This window comes from Staphylococcus coagulans (assembly GCF_022557135.1).
Taxonomy (GTDB): domain Bacteria; phylum Bacillota; class Bacilli; order Staphylococcales; family Staphylococcaceae; genus Staphylococcus; species Staphylococcus coagulans.
In genome coordinates, this window is the sequence record NZ_CP092966.1 from 1,131,880 (window position 1) to 1,149,703 (window position 17,824).

General features: G+C 35.6%; 15 protein-coding genes. 8 read left to right on the plus strand and 7 right to left on the minus strand.

Annotation, left to right across the window (positions count from 1 at the left end; genetic code table 11):
* Nucleotides 1–130 precede the first annotated feature (130 nt).
* Nucleotides 131–1,393: a tyrosine--tRNA ligase gene (gene tyrS, locus KM149_RS05355; protein WP_050345502.1), complete on the plus strand. Its 1,263-nt coding sequence runs from the start codon at nucleotides 131–133 to the stop codon at nucleotides 1,391–1,393.
* Nucleotides 1,394–1,772: 379 nt separating this feature from the next.
* Here tyrS and KM149_RS05360 read toward each other — a convergent pair whose 3' ends face one another.
* The gene (locus tag KM149_RS05360; RefSeq protein ID WP_050330667.1) at nucleotides 1,773–3,053 is read right to left on the minus strand and encodes a S1C family serine protease; all 1,281 of its coding nucleotides are present in this window, start codon (nucleotides 3,051–3,053) and stop codon (nucleotides 1,773–1,775) included.
* Between the two features lie 154 nt (nucleotides 3,054–3,207).
* Between KM149_RS05360 and KM149_RS05365 the strand changes: the two genes are divergently transcribed.
* Both KM149_RS05365 and KM149_RS05370 read left to right on the plus strand, forming a co-directional pair.
* Entirely contained in the window at nucleotides 3,208–3,825 is a 618-nt protein-coding gene (locus KM149_RS05365) for a lysophospholipid acyltransferase family protein (protein ID WP_182280316.1), read from the plus strand.
* Nucleotides 3,826–3,994: 169 nt separating this feature from the next.
* The gene (locus tag KM149_RS05370) at nucleotides 3,995–5,134 is read left to right on the plus strand and encodes an HAD family hydrolase (protein WP_214970066.1); all 1,140 of its coding nucleotides are present in this window, start codon (nucleotides 3,995–3,997) and stop codon (nucleotides 5,132–5,134) included.
* Nucleotides 5,135–5,598: 464 nt separating this feature from the next.
* Here KM149_RS05370 and serA read toward each other — a convergent pair whose 3' ends face one another.
* From serA to KM149_RS05385, 3 genes are all read right to left on the minus strand, one after another.
* The gene (gene serA, locus KM149_RS05375) at nucleotides 5,599–7,197 is read right to left on the minus strand and encodes a phosphoglycerate dehydrogenase (RefSeq protein WP_241415561.1); all 1,599 of its coding nucleotides are present in this window, start codon (nucleotides 7,195–7,197) and stop codon (nucleotides 5,599–5,601) included.
* Nucleotides 7,187–8,347, minus strand: a complete 1,161-nt coding sequence (locus KM149_RS05380; protein ID WP_241415562.1) for a pyridoxal-phosphate-dependent aminotransferase family protein — start codon at nucleotides 8,345–8,347, stop codon at nucleotides 7,187–7,189. Before KM149_RS05380 ends, serA begins: the two co-directional genes overlap by 11 nt.
* 234 nt (nucleotides 8,348–8,581) lie before the next feature.
* Complete coding sequence (locus KM149_RS05385; RefSeq protein WP_182280314.1) at nucleotides 8,582–9,067, minus strand: SACOL1771 family peroxiredoxin; 486 nt, start codon at nucleotides 9,065–9,067, stop codon at nucleotides 8,582–8,584.
* A 76-nt stretch (nucleotides 9,068–9,143) separates the two neighbouring features.
* Here KM149_RS05385 and KM149_RS05390 point away from each other — a divergent pair, with 76 nt between their 5' ends.
* Nucleotides 9,144–9,887 carry a glycerophosphodiester phosphodiesterase gene (locus tag KM149_RS05390; protein WP_165545591.1) on the plus strand — a complete coding sequence of 248 codons (744 nt, stop codon included), beginning with the start codon at nucleotides 9,144–9,146 and terminating at the stop codon, nucleotides 9,885–9,887.
* Between the two features lie 102 nt (nucleotides 9,888–9,989).
* On the opposite strand, the gene KM149_RS05395 is transcribed toward KM149_RS05390, so the two are convergent.
* The 3 genes from KM149_RS05395 to KM149_RS05405 form a co-directional block, all read right to left on the minus strand.
* Nucleotides 9,990–10,946, minus strand: a complete 957-nt coding sequence (locus KM149_RS05395) for an ornithine cyclodeaminase family protein (protein WP_214970054.1) — start codon at nucleotides 10,944–10,946, stop codon at nucleotides 9,990–9,992.
* 361 nt (nucleotides 10,947–11,307) lie between these two features.
* Nucleotides 11,308–11,910, minus strand: a complete 603-nt coding sequence (gene rpsD, locus KM149_RS05400) for a 30S ribosomal protein S4 (protein WP_050330675.1) — start codon at nucleotides 11,908–11,910, stop codon at nucleotides 11,308–11,310.
* A 232-nt stretch (nucleotides 11,911–12,142) separates the two neighbouring features.
* A complete protein-coding gene (locus KM149_RS05405) occupies nucleotides 12,143–12,598 on the minus strand; it encodes a GAF domain-containing protein (protein ID WP_214970051.1) in 456 nt (151 codons plus the stop codon).
* 182 nt (nucleotides 12,599–12,780) lie between these two features.
* Here KM149_RS05405 and ezrA point away from each other — a divergent pair, with 182 nt between their 5' ends.
* The 4 genes from ezrA to KM149_RS05425 all read left to right on the plus strand — a co-directional run bounded on the left by ezrA (nucleotide 12,781) and on the right by KM149_RS05425 (nucleotide 17,810).
* Nucleotides 12,781–14,481, plus strand: a complete 1,701-nt coding sequence (gene ezrA, locus KM149_RS05410) for a septation ring formation regulator EzrA (protein WP_050331953.1) — start codon at nucleotides 12,781–12,783, stop codon at nucleotides 14,479–14,481.
* A 181-nt stretch (nucleotides 14,482–14,662) separates the two neighbouring features.
* Nucleotides 14,663–15,796: a cysteine desulfurase family protein gene (locus KM149_RS05415; RefSeq protein WP_050345509.1), complete on the plus strand. Its 1,134-nt coding sequence runs from the start codon at nucleotides 14,663–14,665 to the stop codon at nucleotides 15,794–15,796.
* Nucleotides 15,793–17,013, plus strand: a complete 1,221-nt coding sequence (gene thiI / locus KM149_RS05420; protein ID WP_050345510.1) for a tRNA uracil 4-sulfurtransferase ThiI — start codon at nucleotides 15,793–15,795, stop codon at nucleotides 17,011–17,013. Before KM149_RS05415 ends, thiI begins: the two co-directional genes overlap by 4 nt.
* Nucleotides 17,014–17,033: 20 nt before the next feature.
* A complete protein-coding gene (locus KM149_RS05425; RefSeq protein ID WP_214970048.1) occupies nucleotides 17,034–17,810 on the plus strand; it encodes a TSUP family transporter in 777 nt (258 codons plus the stop codon).
* The last annotated feature ends 14 nt before the right edge of the window (nucleotides 17,811–17,824 follow it).

Consider the following 17,824-nt stretch of genomic DNA (forward strand, 5'->3'; position numbering starts at 1 on the left):
ATCGTTTGACAATGAACGTATCATTGTAAGAGTTCCAAGTATGGTGGTAACGTGCTTCAAAGCGCCCTTACATTTTGCATGTAAGTGGTGCTTTTTATTTTTGATAATTTTAATTAGGGAGGTAATATTTATGACAAATGCATTATTAGAAGAATTAAGCTGGAGAGGTTTAATTTATCAACAAACAGATGAAGAAGGCATAGAAGCGCTTTTAAATAAAGAGAAAGTCAAATTATATTGTGGTGCAGATCCAACTGCTGATAGTTTGCATATCGGGCATCTCTTACCTTATCTTACTTTACGTCGATTTCAAGATGCGGGTCATAGACCGATTGTCCTTGTCGGTGGTGCTACTGGTATGGTAGGGGACCCATCTGGTAAATCTGAAGAACGTTTATTACAAACTGAAGAACAAGTTGAACGAAATGTTCAAGGAATAAAGAAACAAATGGAGCAATTGTTTGATTTCAATACTGAAAATGGTCCCATTTTAGTTAATAATAAAGATTGGTTAGGACAAATTTCATTGTTAACATTTTTACGTGATTACGGTAAACATGTGGGTGTTAATTACATGCTTGCTAAAGATTCTATCCAATCACGACTCGAACGTGGTATTTCATATACTGAATTCACATATACGATTCTTCAAGCAATTGATTTTGGTCATTTAAACCGTGAATATGACTGCCGAATTCAAATTGGTGGCTCTGATCAATGGGGTAACATTACAAGTGGTATTGAATTAATGCGTCGTATGTTTGGTGTGAATGATGCATATGGCCTTACAATCCCATTAGTCACTAAAGCAGATGGGAAAAAATTTGGTAAATCTGAATCAGGAACTGTATGGTTGGATAAAGAAAAAACAAGCCCATATGAATTTTATCAATTTTGGATTAACACTACTGATGAAGATGTCATCAAGTTCCTGAAGTATTTTACATTTTTATCTCAAGATGAAATTGCTGACTTAGAAGTTGCTGTTCAAACAGAACCTCATTTAAGAAAAGCACAAACAACATTAGCTGAAAGTGTAACACGTTTTATTCATGGTGAGGATGCATTAAAGGAAGCGAAGCGCATTTCTCAAGCCCTATTTAAAGGTGACCTTAAAGCATTAACTTCACAAGAAATCAAAGCCGGGTTTAAAGATGTGCCTCAAGTGACTTTATCTCGTGAAACAACAAACATTGTGGACGCTCTTGTAGAAACTAAAATTTCACCATCTAAGCGTCAAGCACGTGAAGATGTTAATAATGGTGCAATTTACATTAATGGCGAAAGACAGCAATCTTTAGATTATACATTATCTGAATCAGATCGTTACGAGGATACATTTACAATCATTCGCCGTGGTAAGAAAAAATACTTTATGGTAAATTTTGAATAATTGAGATCAAATAAATAGGCTAATTATTCACTAATGACTACCGTTATTAATTGCCTTTTATGTGATGCATTATAAATAAGCGTTTGGATATAAAATCCAAATTCAATAGCTCTAAGATGATTGTTAATAAAAACCGTCTTAGAGCTTTTTTGATTTCTACTGGGTTGAATGGGATGATTGGTCTTCTTAGAGAGACAACTTCAATGCTTGTATCATTTCAATCCTCTGGGTAGGAAGTTTGATTAAACTTAAAAATCAATAGAGAAGTATTCAAGAAAAAATCCGAGATTTACGTGATGTTTTACGAAAACCTCGGATGAAGCCGATGATTAAGCTATTTTTACACCAAGCCCTTTTGTTAAGACTGGGTATTGCTCATTTATGAAGTTTTATTTGACTCAGATAATTTAACATCCACATCTTTTGTTTTGCCGTCACGATTGATTTTTAATGTGATATGTTCGCCTGGTTTTTTGTTTTTATACAGATAGGATCTTAAATCTGTATCACTATCTACCTTTTTGCCATCAATTCCTGTAATGATATCGCCTTTTTTGACGTCAATATCACGACGTTGAACTTCAGCAACATAAATACCAGAATCAGAGTGGATACCATTGCGATATTGTTGAGGTATTTCTGAAATATTAATCATACCAATACCAATAGATGGTCGTTTCACTTCGCCATGCTTAACCAATTCTTCAATCACAAGTTTCACTTCATTACTTGGGATTGCAAAGCCAATGCCTTCAACTTGAGGTGCAGAAATTTTCATCGAATTAATGCCGACTAAGTTTCCGTTAATATCGACCAGTGCACCACCAGAGTTACCAGGATTTATCGCCGCATCTGTTTGAAGCACTGTAACTTTATTGGGCCCTGCCGAAGTGTTAGCTTCAATTGTTCGTTCATTTGCAGAAATAATACCTGAAGTGACTGTGTTTGAAAATTCTAAGCCTAATGGGTTACCCATTGCAAACACGCTATCCCCAGTTTTAACTTTTGATGAATCAGCGAAAGTGATTGCCTTAATATCATCTCGGTCTTTAATTTTAAGCACAGCAATGTCAGTTAATGGGTCTGTTCCAACTAATTTAGCATCTACTTGTTTAGAATTATGTAATTGCACTTTAATTGAAGAAGCACCCTCAATCACGTGATTATTAGTGACAATAAATGCATCCCCATTATTTTTTTGATAAATGACACCTGAACCAATTCCTGTCGGTTCGGCCTTAGTCGATTTACCTCTTAACAGATCTTCTAGACTTTGTGCTTGCTGTTCATTGATCACACCTACAATTGCAGGTGATTGATCTTTTATCATTTCATTCACAGATTTGTATTTGTTGCTCTTTCCATCTAACGTATTGCCACCATTATCGTTTTTGGCCACATTCACTTGCGATCCATTATGTCCTTCAAATAGTGAACCGTTTGAAAAAAGTCCTGCCACGCCTAATACTATTAAACCACCTAACAATCCTGCGATTAAAGAAATCAAAACGATTTTGAGCCAAGGCAGTTTCGGTTTTCGTGGAGGAGGTGGATTATAACTGTGAGTTGAAGAGAAGCGTTGATCACTGCTTCTTTGATTTAGATTGTCGTTTTCATGTGGTGTCCCATGAGCTTGTTGTTCATTATCAAAATCTCGCATAAAATTCCTCCTTTAATTCATATTATGATTGTTTTCAATCTATATTACCAGTATGATGTTATCAGACTTTAGATGTATCTTATGGAATGGTTGTTGAATCACAATCGAAGTGATAGAATTTAAAGGGTTAAAAAATGATAAAGCAGGTGTGAGAATGTTATATAAAATTATAGGTAATGTGATTGATTTCATTATTGTGAAAGTATTGAGAAATTTAGAGGTGTTAGGAAAAGAAAATCAACCCGCAAACAATCAATATGTGGTGACGTGTAATCATGAAAGTTACAATGAAATCCTTTTACTTGGTGTAGCTTTATTACCAAATCAGATTCACTTTATGGCTAAGCAAGAACTATTTAAAAATAAATGGTTTGGTAAGTTTTTAACACAGTTAAATGCATTTCCAGTTAATCGTGAAAATCCTGGACCGAGCACGTTAAAAATCCCGGTAAAATTATTAAAAGAGAATAAAACGGTTGGAATTTTTCCATCTGGTCACCGCACTAGTGAAGATGTACCTTTAAAACGTGGGGCTTCTACAATTGCGATGCTTGCTAAACAGCCTATATTACCTGCAGCATATGTAGGACCTACTCAAATTAGAGGGTTATTTACTAAAAAAGCTTATATCAAATTTGGTGAACCGATTAGTACTACGGATATTCCTAAAGAATTAAATCGCCAAGAAAAGGTTGATTATATTACACAGCAAATCAGCGCTCGTACGAAACAATTGCAAGATGAATTAAACGCATATGTTAATCAAAAATAGGTTTCAAATTCAACAGAAAAGTATAAAGAGATGCTTTTCTGTTGTTTCTATTTAAAGTAGCGTATATTAACAGGTTTAATTATAGTCAGATTAAGATACGGGGATTTTCCTAAAAGAAAATCATGTTATAATAGTTTTGTCAGAATTTTCAGTTAGAGGAGGGGTAGGATTGGTGAAAGCTGTATTATTTGATGTCGATGGTGTATTCTTAGATGAATCTCGCTGTTTTGATGTTTCGGCATTGACAGTCTATGAATTACTTTACCATTCTTCATATTTAGGATTAAATGAACACAACACAGATTTGAGTCAATTGACGGATGAAACAATATCGAGCATTCGATCTCACATATTTAGGAATGATCAAATTCTTAATCAATTAAAATCACTTGGTATTAATTCAAACTGGGATATGTTGTTTGTTGTTTTTTCAATTCATCTTATCGACTATCTTAAACAAATAGCTCCAAAAGAAAGGGAAGCATTTTTGGAGATTAAGACTTGGAGTGCTGAGACATTAAGTGCTATTGGGAAAATAAAGACAGATTTCCACGTCTCTTTTAAACAACCATTAGAATTTATTGAAAATGTTGAGCCTGGTAAAAATCATATTTATGAAGCTTTACAAGGTCATGCGAAAAAACAACTCAATACTAATCAAGTGTCTCTTTTTGATATGAAAAGTCCATTGTGGCATTTGGCGCAAGAGCTTTATCAAGAATGGTACTTAGGTCATGAGTTATATGAAAAAGTCGAGCATAAAGTGCCTAAAACTCAATATAAAAAAGGATACATATACCACGAAATTGCACTAGCACCTATTGAGCCGATTAAAACATTATTAACAGATTTGAAACAAGCAGGTTATCTCATTGCAATTGCAACGGGACGACCACGTACAGAAACGATTGTTCCTTTTGAGGCACTTGGCTTGTTAGATTTATTTGATGCAGAACATATTGTTTCCGCAAGCGAAGTATTAGAAGCGGAAAAAATGTTCCCTGATTTAAAACCACTTGGAAAGCCTAACCCTTTCAGTTATATCACTACATATGAAGGGAATCAGCTTGAAAATTATTTTGACTATGCAACACAACAAGAAGGGCGTATGCATCCAGACTATGTCACAATCGTAGGTGATTCCTTAGCGGATTTATTGAGTGCCAAAGTGCTCAACGCAAGATTTATAGGGACGTTAACCGGCTTAAAAGGCAAAAAGGCAGCAGATGAACTCAAACAACATGGGGCAGAGATACTCGTTGACAATATCCTTGATATACGGCCATATTTATTAACATCATCACATTAATAATCATTGCTTAAAATACGATATAAGTCGATTGAAGATACAATAACAAAGATTAATTAGATAATCACAAGAATCAAGAACGAGTCAGGTTAACTTCTCCTGACTCGTTTTAAATTTTATAAAATTTTTTTGGCTTATGACTATCGAGATAATAGAGGAAGTTATAGCGCATATGAAAGGGCAGGTTGCGTCATTGATTTCAAAATAAAAAGCGCTAAGATGACTTTCAACAGAAAATCGTCTTAACACTTCTTTTTATAAGACGTCGTATTGTATGACTTCGCTTAGTAATGCCTTATTCTTCGCATAGTGGTTGTCTGACTTCGTATGCGCTCAAGTTCGCATTTGTAACATCGAGGCAACATTGAGTTGAGACTATACCTAATGCATGTATGTGCATTTAGGCAAGGCTATCAAAGATTTTATGTCCCGAACGCTCCAAAATTTTATTTATAAGGATATTATCAATTGTAAGGATCTAAAATAACTTGAACCACACTTTGAAAGCCGTCAATCTCTAGTAAGGCTTTTCGCACATCATCATTGATCGGATGGTCAATAGAGAGAATCATCATTGCGTCACCACCGAGTTGAGTACGTCCTAAATGCATAGAAGCAATATTGACACCGTGTTCGCCTAGCATTTGACCTGTTTTACCAACGATGCCTGGACGGTCAAAGTGATTAATAATTAATTGATACTGTTCAGGTTTAAAGTCAACAGGATAATCATTAATACGAACAATTCTTGGACCAAAGCCATTTAAAACTGTGGCACCAATCTTTAAACTATCCGCTTTATTAATTAATTCAAGCTCAATATAATTGCTAAAACCTTTTTTCTTTTTCGTCTTTTCAATCGTATAAGTGACGTTTTGTTCATTAAGTAAAACTAAAGCGTTTATCAAGTTGACATGATCCCCCATATCTTGTTGTAAAACGCCAGTGACAAGATTTCGAGTAATGAGACTCGTATCATCTAATGCGATATCGCCAGCGTATGTTATTTTAAGTGTTCTTGGCGCTTTAGGCAATATTTGAATACCGACTTGACCTGTAATTTTGGCAAGTTCTACAAAAGGTTTTAACTCTTCATCTTCATTAAAGACGCCTTTAGGTGCATTAACTGAATGTTTGACATTCCCATTTTTCAAAATATCGATAATTTCTTCTGCTACTGAGACAGCAACTTTTTCTTGTGCCTCGATTGTAGAAGCGCCTAAATGAGGGGTCACAATAATTTTTGGATGTTTCACAACTTCGGATTGATGCGCAGGTTCATTTTCAAAAACATCAAGCGCTGCTGCCATAATTTTATTGTCATCCAATGCTTCAATCAAAGCTTTTTCATCAATGATTCCACCACGCGCAACATTAATAATTTGAAGGTTCGGTTTTGCTTGATCAAAAAAAGATTGATTGATAATACCCTTTGTTTTTTCTGTTAGCGGCGTATGTACGGTAATAAAGTCAGCTTGCTGTGCGATTTCGTCTATTGATGCGCGTGTAAATTCAAGCTCTTTTGCTTTTTCTTCACTTAAATAAGGATCATAAGCCAAAACTTTCATACCGAAGCTTTGCAATCGTTTCGCAACACCTGTTCCAATACGACCTGTTCCAATGACACCAAGTGTTTTTCGATACAATTCTGTTCCTCTGAATGTTTTTCTATCCCACGTCCCATGACTTAATGACTGATGTGCTTGTGGGATATTTCGCGCCATACTTAACAACATTGCGACTGAATGTTCAGTGGCGGATATCGTGTTACCGTCAGGGGCGTTGATAATGATAATACCTTCTTTGGTTGCGGTATCGATATCAATATTATCAACACCTACACCAGCACGAGCGACCACTTTTAATCTTGATCCAGCTTTTAATACCTTATCTGTTACTGTTGTTTGACTACGCACGATTAAAGCATCGTAATCTTTGATTTTATTAATCAATGCCTCTTCAGACAATGCGGTATGATGTATCACTTCAAAATCTGGATCTTCATTTAAACTTTTAAGACCTTCTTCTGCGATTGGATCTGCAACTAAAACTTTATATTTCATTATGAACAACCTCCAAAAATGCTTGTGTTGCTATACCGATATAAGATTGGTTTCGGTATTTTGTTAAAATCAATTCTAGGCCTGCAATAAAAGGTAATAAATCAAAAGGCGAGATGAAGCCCATATGACCGACGCGTAAAATCTTTCCTTTTAGATGGCCTTGACTTCCAGCAATCGTAATATTAAACTGTGATGCTAATTGTGTCTTAATGTGCTTTACTTCTGCTTCATCTTTAGGTACAAAAGCGGTAACGGTTGGTGATGCATATTGATCTTCAACCAAAAGGGACAAGTCTAATTCTTTCAATGCTGCGCGTACAGCATTTCTAATAATAGAATGACGACGAATGACGTTGTCAAAGCCCTCTTCTGATATCATTTTTTGAAATTCGATGACCCCTCTAAATGTCGAAACATTAGGTGTAAAAGGTGTGGAATGTTTTTCGAGGGCATTGTGATGCTTGGCTAAATCCAAATAAAAGCGTGGCGTTTCTACTGATTTGAAGCGTGCCAATGCGCGATCGTTATAAGCGACAAAAGCAATGCCTGGTGGCAACATTAACGCTTTTTGGCTTCCTGAAACGAGGACATCAATATCATCTCGCGCTAAATCAACATCGACTGCACCGATACAACTTACACCATCAACAACATAGTATAAATTTGGATTGTGTGCTTTAAGGGCATGGCCGAGTTCAGCAACAGGGTGTAATACAGTGGTAGAGGTTTCACAATATTGTGTAAAAACGGCAGTCACAGGCGTCTCTATATTTTTAATAAATTCGATGACACCATCAACTTCAAATGATTTTCCCCATTTGACTTCATAGACGTGAACATGATTAAAATAAGTTTCGGCAATTTGTTTGTAACGGTTACCAAATGCGCCTGAAACAATGACAACTACTGTATCATCTGGATTTACAATATTTAACATGCTTGCTTCAAGTGCACTTGTACCACTTGAAGTTAGAATCATAACGTCATTTGTGCTTCCGAATACTTGCTTAAGTGACGAAAATGCCGCTTCAGCGATGGATTCAAATTCAGTTGACCGGTGACCGACCATAGGTAAGTTCATTTTTGCTTGGATGCGATGAGGTACTGGGGTAGGGCCGGGTGTTAATAGTAAAGAATGATGTGTATACATAGAGAACCTCCCTTAATAATATTTTCTAATTTTATCAAATTTTCTGACATATTAACAGGTATCAATACAAAATTTTGGAATTGTTGGTAATAAAAGGGGATGTGAGATGAGATCAAATGGAAGCTCTTGCCACATCCCCACAAGGATAAATGAGGTTTTGAAAAATATAGTTTTAATAGTTGTAATACATTATCTAATCATACCGTTGTATAACTTATTTACTATTTTAATTTCTTAAATAGACGTTTTAGAATCTGAAGATGACTTAGAAGGTTGGATTTTAATCGTTGGTTCAGTTATAACCGCGACGTTATCTCTCACACTATTTGAAATCATACAATTTTGATCTGCAATTTTAATCAATTGAGACAACCGTTTTTTTATTTGCTCTTTTTTAGATAGTTGGTCAACAATTATTTCGGGTTTATGTACGATTTTGACCATTTTAAATCGTTGTTGTTCAAATTGTGCTTCACCGTAACTCTGCATATTAATTGCTATCGGTGATAGATGCGCACGTTCTAAAGTTGCGGCTAAAGAAATTGTCATACAACTTGCTGCTGCACTGACTAAAAGTTCATCAGGGTTTGTGCCAACACCGACGCCTCCAAGTTCGCTTGGTATAGAAATCTTATGTTGGATATAATCCCCTGTAACTTCTCCAACACTATCGCGTCCACCAGTCCATCTCACTTGTACTGGAAATTGATGATGTGCCAAATGTCTCACTCCTTATAAAAATATGTTAAGTTAAGTGTAGTAGAATATAGATAGAATTGAAAGGAAGACTCATTGTATGAAATTGATTCAACCACCCAAACATTTTCAAATCGTAGCGCACAGAGGTTTTTCAAAAATGTACCCTGAAAATACGAAATCAGCATATCAAGCGGCACTTGGTAGACATATTCAAATGTTAGAAATTGATTTGCATATGACAAAAGACGATGTGCTTGTCTCTATTCATGATGATACGATTGATCGTACATCGAATCATACGGGTGAAATTAAATCCTATACTTTAGATGCATTACGAGAATTTGACTTTGGAAGTTGGAAAGAGGGGAGTAAGAAAGAAGAAATCATGACGTTTGATGAAGTCTTGACACTTGCTAAAAATTTTTCTAAAACGTTGTTGATTGAAATTAAAAAGCCTCATCTGTACCCAGGTATTGAAGAAGCAACCATACAAACCATTAAAAATCATAATTTTCCTTTTAATCGTATTATCATACAGTCTTTCGACCAGAAAAGTATTCAAAAATTGCATGACTTAGCGCCTTACATTCAATTAGGCGTGTTATTAAGTAAGCGGAAGTATTGGTTAAAACAACCATCATTTCAAGAGCTTGCTCAATTTGCAGATTTTGCGAATCCTAACTTCAAACTGGTAAATAAAAAATTTATTTCAAAAGCACATCAACATCACTTAAAGGTTATACCCTACACTGTTAATCGTATGGAAGATGCAAAAAGACTGATACAGCTTGGAGTTGATGGGATGATTTCTGATGCGCCTAATGAGTTATTTAAAGTATGAGTATGCTTATAAATAAATAGTAACAGGAGAGTGACAGAGGTCGAGTTGACTTTTGTTGCTCTCCTGTACTTTTAATCATGGATAAAATGAAAATGTCGGTAGTTATTGATTTTTTGTTAGACGTTCATATGCGCCTAAAGCAACCGCAAGGTCAAAGTACGCGGCACCGACACATTTAAAAACAGTGATACTCTCATCATTTGAGCGTTGCAATGTACCATTAAGTGACAATGATTTTAGATCGCCATCATAATCTTCAAATTTAAAAATACCTTTTTCATTTGCTTCGATGATTTCACCTGCTTCTTTTTTAACGCCTTCGACATCATCAAAGATGACTTTATCTGCTTTAGGTAAGATGCGATTATCAATTTCTTTCATATCTGGCCGATAGGAGCCAATTCCGTTAATATGTGTTCCTGGTTTAACAGTATCCGCATCAAAAACAGGCTCAGCTGAAGAGGTTTGACAATTGATAATATCTGATTGTGTTACTAACGTTTCCACGTCATCAACGATTTCAACTTCATAATCTGAATACGTTTTCAAAATGCGCGCTTTTAAATCTTCTGCTTTATCTTTGGTTTGATTATAAAGCAAAATACGTTGAATGGGTCTTACCTCAAGATTTGAAATTAATTGTTCAAACGCCATGCCACCTGTACCAATCATGCCAATCGTCTGTGCATTTTCTCGGCTTAAATATTTCGTAGCAATACCGCTTAACGCTCCAGTTCTTAAACGTGTTAAATAACTTCCATCGATACTCGCTACATGTTCACCCGTTTTTAAATCCGTTACAATGATTGTCCCTTGCGTCGTTGGACGATGATGGTCTGGATTTTCGGGGGTGATAGAAGTGATTTTGATAATACCTAGTTGCTTGTTCAAGTGGATACAAGGCATATAAAGCATTGATTTGGCACCTTCACCAGTAGAAATTACAATTCTTTGTGCTTGGCGAACGCCCTCCATATCTTTAAACAACGCTTCAATATCTTGAATCGCATCTCCAATATGATAAGCATTTTTAACTGCTTCCTCATTAAAAACTTGCATAAATCGTACCTCCTCAGTTTATGGTTCTATCTCAAAGTATAAATTAAAGAAGGAACGATGTGAAATAATAAAAGAGCATCATTTGACGAGGACGTGTATGAGTAAACAACAAATTTATCTCTCTTTTATGAAAATTTGAATTGCCCAAGATTGTGGAACAGAAGAGGGGAATAAACCATACTTTTAAAATGAGGTGCCACTTAAAGAAGTATTGATGAAGAGATGTTTGAGGGGACAGGATGAGCTGAAGTTTATAGTCTGGGGCTTGCACCTTGGGAAGTGGAGTCATAATTGTCGTCTCAAGCTCTGAATAAAAAAACACCAAGTATGGATTCATACTTGGTGTGATATAAGCTAACGATTAACGTGAGTAGTACTCAACGATTAATTGTTCGTTGATTTCTGCAGGTAATTCACTACGCTCTGGAAGACGAACGAAAGTACCTTTTAAGCTATCAGCATCGAAGTCTAAGTAATCAGGAACGAAATTGTTAATTTCAACTGATTCTTCGATGATAGCGAGTTTTTGTGATTTTTCACGTACTGAAATCACTTGACCAGGTTTTAAAGTATATGATGGAATATCTACACGTTTACCATCTACTTCAACATGACCGTGACCAACTAATTGACGTGCTTGACGACGTGTACGTGCTAAACCTAAAGCATATACAACTGCATCTAAACGGCTAGCAAGTAAGATCATGAAGTTTTCACCATGGATACCGCCTTGTTTACCAGCAGTTTCAAAAGTGTTACGGAATTGACGTTCAGTCATTCCATATAAATAACGTAATTTTTGTTTTTCACGTAATTGTAATCCATACTCAGATAATTTTTTACGTTGAGTTGGACCGTGTTGTCCTGGTGCGTAAGGACGTTTTTCTAATTCTTTACCAGTACCTGATAATGAGATACCTAAACGACGAGATTTTTTCCAGCTAGAACCTCTGAATCGAGCCATAATGTGACTCCTCCTTTTTCTTTTTTGTTGTTATGAAAAAACAAAAAAGAGTGTTGAATGCTCAATAGGATATAATGTTTTATGTGTCCTCGCCTCATAGCTCCGGTTACACGGCACGTCCGCTTCGGGAACATTATAGTGCCTATTAATATTCAACTGCTATTTTCGTTAATTCACACAAAATTTATTGTACCATTTTGATACGAAATGTCAAACATAAAATTCAATCAATTTACAAGTGTGATTCTAAGACGCGGACGATGTTTTCGAGTCCTGTTTCATCATCTGCACTAAAACGATTTCGAATAGGGGCATCAATATCTAAAACGCCGACAACCTCACCATTTTTATGCAATGGAATAACAATTTCTGACTGGCTATTGGCATCACATGCAATGTGTCCTGGAAAAGCATGGACATCTTCAACGCGTTGTGTTTTATCTTCTTGTACAGCTGTGCCACAAACCCCTTGTCCTACTTGTATATGGACGCATGCCGTTTTCCCTTGAAATGGTCCGAGAATCAGTGCGCCTTCTTTCATTAAATAAAAACCAACCCAATTGATTTGGTCTAAATTTTCATTGAGCAATGCCGAAGTATTACTTAAGTTTGCAATTAAATCCGTTTCTCCTTCTAGAAGCGCATCCAATTGTCTACATAACAATTGATAATCAGTAGACTGTGTCATTTTTTTCACTCGCTTTCAATCAAATTTTATCAATATTATAGCTATCTCAATGCGAGTACGCAATTTTCTAATACGAATAAAATAAAAATTTGGAAAATGTCTATATATTTTGAGATTTTATTTTAATGCGTCATGAAATTACGTTATAATGGTTTTATGTATTTAGGAGGAGACGAGTGGACATGGCACTATATATTATACTAGCGATTATCATCATTATTTTGATTGCAATCGGAATCTTATTTTATATGCGTTCAAATAAAAGATCGATTATTCAGTCTGCTGAAGAGCGACGCGAAAAATTGAACGCATTGTCTTACGATGAAAGTTTAGAAAAATTACAGACATTACATTTATCTGGGGAGACTAAAACACAGTTTGATGCTTTAAATCAAAATTGGACAGAAAGTTCGACTGAATTTTTAGTTCCTGTAGATGAAAAGATTCATGAAGCGGAAGTTAATCTTGATAAATTCAAATTTTCATTGGCTCAAACTGATATCGATGATGCCCATGCATTAATGGATCAATATGAAGCGAGACATCAGGAGTTGATTGGAAAAGCAGACAAAGTTTTTCAAACTCATCAAGAAAGCGATACTATTTATGAGAAAGCGAAAGATGAGCATCGCAAATTAAAAAGAGATGTTTTAGCCAATCGTCATCAATATGGTGAAGCAGCAGGGCTTTTGGAAAAAGAAATTGAAGCTTTTGAACCTGAATTTGAAGTTTATGAATCGCTTAAAGAAGAAGGCAATTATCAAGAAGCCCATTCACATATTAAAGCATTAGATCAAGATATTTCTTATTTAAAAGAAGATATGGCTGAAATTCCTGATTTAATCAGAGAAGCACAAAAAGAGTTGCCAGGACAATTTCAAGATCTTAAATATGGTGTACGTGATTTAAAAGTAGAAGGTTATGACTTAGATCATGTGAAGGTGGACAGCACACTCCAAAGTTTGAAAACTGAGCTGAGCTTTGTCGAACCTATGATAAGCCGACTAGAACTTGATGAAGCCAATGATAAACTCGTTGAAATCAACGACCAGCTTGATGAAATGTATGATTTAATCGAGCATGAAGTTAAATCAAAAAATGCAGTCGAAGAATCAAAAGAACGTATTACAAGCGATTTATTTCATGCTAAAGATATGAACTATACATTACAGACTGAAATAGAATATGTGCGCGAAAACTATTACATAAATGAGAGCGATGTTCAAAGTGTTCGCCAGTTTGAAAATGAAATTCAAAATCTAATTTCAGTTTATGATGAGATTTTATCAGAAATGGCTAAATCGGCAGTGAGATATAGCGAAGTACAAGATAACTTGAAATATATCGAAGACCACGTTGAAGTTATTAATGAAAAACAAGAAAAGTTACAAAATCACTTAGTTTCATTACGTGAAGATGAAGCGGAAGCAGAGGAACATATTTTACGTGTCCAAGGTAAAAAGGAAGAAATCTATCGACGACTACTTGCTTCTAACCTCACAAGTGTTCCAGAACGCTTTATCATTTTGAAAAATGAAATTGATTACGAAGTGAGAGATGTTAACAAACGCTTTAGTGAGCGCCCAATTAATGTTCAACAGTTAAAAGACAAAGTGAATAAAGTCGTTCTTCAAATGAATAAATTTGAAGATGAGGCGAATGATGTATTAATCAATGCTGTCTATGCTGAACGTTTAATTCAATATGGCAACCGCTACCGAAAAGATAATCACGATTTAGATAAAAGTCTTAACGAAGCAGAAAGGCTCTTTAAAAATAATCGTTATAAACGTTCAAGTGAGATTTCAGAACAAGCTCTTGAATTGTTAGAGCCAGGTATCGCGCAACATATTGAAAGAGAAGTTTTAGAGCAACAACCATAAAATGCAATTAAACAACAGGATTTAAAACCGAGTGAACGATTTAAAATAGCGTCACTCGGTTTTTTGTGTGCAGGACTTGACCTTAATCAATAAATTTTAGAAAATAGCGATTGTATTTTACATGTAACGGTTGAGTTGTAGTACAATGAAACATGATATTTAAAGAGAGGGAGTTTATAACATGTTATATTTTGATAACGCAGCAACGACGAAACCCGATGCTTCTGTGTTGTCGAGCTTTGTTAAGGTCAATGAACAATTTTACTTTAATCCCAATAGTCCTCATGATAAAGGTTTAGAGGCCGGTCGTTTATTAGAAAATGCGAGAGAACAAATTAAAGCGTCTTTACAGTTAAAAGATGAGGCACTCATTTTTACAAGTGGTGCGACTGAATCTAATAATATGGCACTCAAAGGCGCAGCTTACCAAAAAAGAGCGTTTGGCAATACGATTATTACTTCAGTGCTTGAACATCCTTCTGTTTTAGAAGTGATGCGCGAACTTGAAAAAGAAGGGTTTAATTTAAAGTATGTCAAAGTGACTGAGGAAGGTAAAATCAATATTGAACATTTGAAATCTTTACTTTCCAGTGACGTCATTTTGGTGACATGTATGCAAGTCAATAACATCATGGGCCAAGTGCAACCTATTAAAGAAATGATAGAAGTTTTAACAGATTACCCAAAAGTTCATTTTCACGTCGATGCTGTTCAAGCGGTAGGAAAATATCCTATTCAAATGGAAGGGATTGATAGCCTCTCTATTAGTGGTCACAAGTTTAATGGACTTAAAGGACAAGGGCTACTTGTATTAAAGAATGTTCATCACATTCATCCAACAATACAAGGTGGTGGACAAGAATTTGGTTTGAGAAGCGGTACTGTCAATGTAGCGAATAATGTTGCTTTAGCTAAGGCTATTCGATTAGCTATTGAAAAACAACAAGACACAATGCAAGGACTTGAAAGCGTGAATCAATCATTAAAAGATTGGTTAAAAGATTATGAGGGTGTCTATATTAATTCACCTCATGATGCATCTCCTCATATATTGAATTTAGCTTTTCCAGGTGTACGTGGAGAAGTACTCGTGAACGCATTTTCTAAACATGGTGTCATGATTTCAACGACAAGTGCTTGCTCTTCTAAACATTCAAATATCAACGAAGTATTACAAGCGATGAATATTTCTGTTGATCGCATTTTAGGAAGTATTCGTCTGTCATTTGATCAATATACACGTGATGAAGACATTGAGCAATTTAAATATATTTTTGATTTGGTATATCGGGAAGTTAAGGAGTTGTTAAAATGATTTATGATCATATTTTAGTTAGATATGGTGAGCTAACATTAAAAGGGGGAAACCGAAAAACATTTGTAAGTCAATTACGTTCAAATGTGAAACGTGCACTCATGCCGTTACAAGGGTATGATGTTAAAGCGAATCGTGACCGGATGTATATACAATTAGAGCCGAATGCAGATATTGAAGAGATGATGTCAAGAATATCTAAAGTGTTCGGTGTACATTCAATCAGCCCTGTTTTAAAAATCGAAAAATCAATGGATGCGGTTTATCAGCATGCGAAGCTTTTTGCAGAAAGTTATCAAGAAGGCGACACATTCAAAATTGATGTTAAACGCTCTGATAAAACGTTTGAACATGAAACGTTTGCAATTCAACGCATGGTCGGCGGTGAAGTACTCAAAAGTACACCGCAATTAAAAGTGGATGTAAAAAACCCGAATCATGAAATTAAAATAGAAGTCAGGAAAGATGCTATCTATATGTATGATCGCATTATCCCCGCTATTGGAGGACTTCCTGTAGGCACAGGTGGCAAAACCTTACTGATGTTATCGGGGGGGATTGATTCTCCAGTTGCAGGTATGGAAGTGATGCGTCGCGGTGTCACAATTGAAGCTATCCATTTCCATAGTCCGCCTTTTACAAGTGAAAAAGCGAAAGAAAAAGTAATTGAATTGACAAGAATTATGGCTGAAAGGGTAGGTACCATTAAATTGCATATCGTGCCATTTACAGAGGTACAAAAACAAATTCATAAAGTCGTCAATGAACGCTATACGATGACTTCTACACGCAGAATGATGTTAAGAATTGCAGATAAAGTTGTTCATAACATTGGTGCAGATGCGATAGTCAATGGTGAAAATTTAGGTCAAGTGGCGAGCCAAACACTCAAAAGTATGTATGCCATTAACGCGGTAACAAGCACACCGATATTGAGACCTTTGCTCACTTTAGACAAAGAAGAAATTATTAAAAAAGCGAAAGCGATTGGTACTTTTGAAACTTCAATTCAACCTTACGAAGATTGTTGTACGATTTTCACGCCTAAAAATCCAATTACAGAGCCACAATTTGATAAGGTGGTTCAATACGAATCAGGATTTGATTTTGAAGATATGATTAACAAAGCTGTTGAAAACATTGAGACAATCGTTGTCGATAAAAATTACAATGCATATCAAGCAGAACAAGAAGCATGGGATGGCGATTTGTTCTAGTAACTAGGGGGGGCTTGACGATGATATTCGAAGTGGATGGGACACTGATATTAATTGTGATTTTATTAGGGTTTTTGGCTGCATTTATTGATGCGGTCGTCGGTGGCGGGGGCTTGATTTCAATCCCCGCCTTGTTAGCAATTGGTATGCCACCAGCTATGGCCCTTGGAACGAACAAGCTGGCGAGCGCATTTGGTTCTTTGACCAGTGCGATTCGCTTTATTCGATCTGGAAAAGTAGATTTAAACATTGTACTTAAATTATTTCCCCTTTCATTTATTGCCGCCATTATTGGCGCATACCTCGCTGTATTTTTACCAGCAAATTTACTTAAACCTTTAGTTATTTTCATTTTAACGATTGTTTTATTGTACACACTATTAAAAAAAGATTGGGGCAGTATTCGTACATACGAAAAGCTAACGCTCTTCAAAATTCTGCTACTGATTGGTTTCATTACAATCATTGGTTTTTATGACGGATTTTTAGGAGGCGGAACAGGGTCCTTCTTATTGTTTGTATTTTTATTATTTGGTTTTGATTTCTTAAGTGCAGCAGGCAATGCTAAAGTGTTAAATTTTGCATCCAATTTAGGTGCATTATTGCTCTTTATATTTTTTGACCATGTAGATTATGTTTATGGTTTGATTATGGCGATAAGTATGATTGCGGGTTCATATTGTGGTGCGTGGTTTGCAATTAAAAAAGGTGTAAGCTATGTCAAAGTCTTATTTATTGTTATTACACTCGTCTTAATCTTAAAAAATACATTTGATTACTTTCAGAGTTTTTTATAAAAGAGAACACGTTC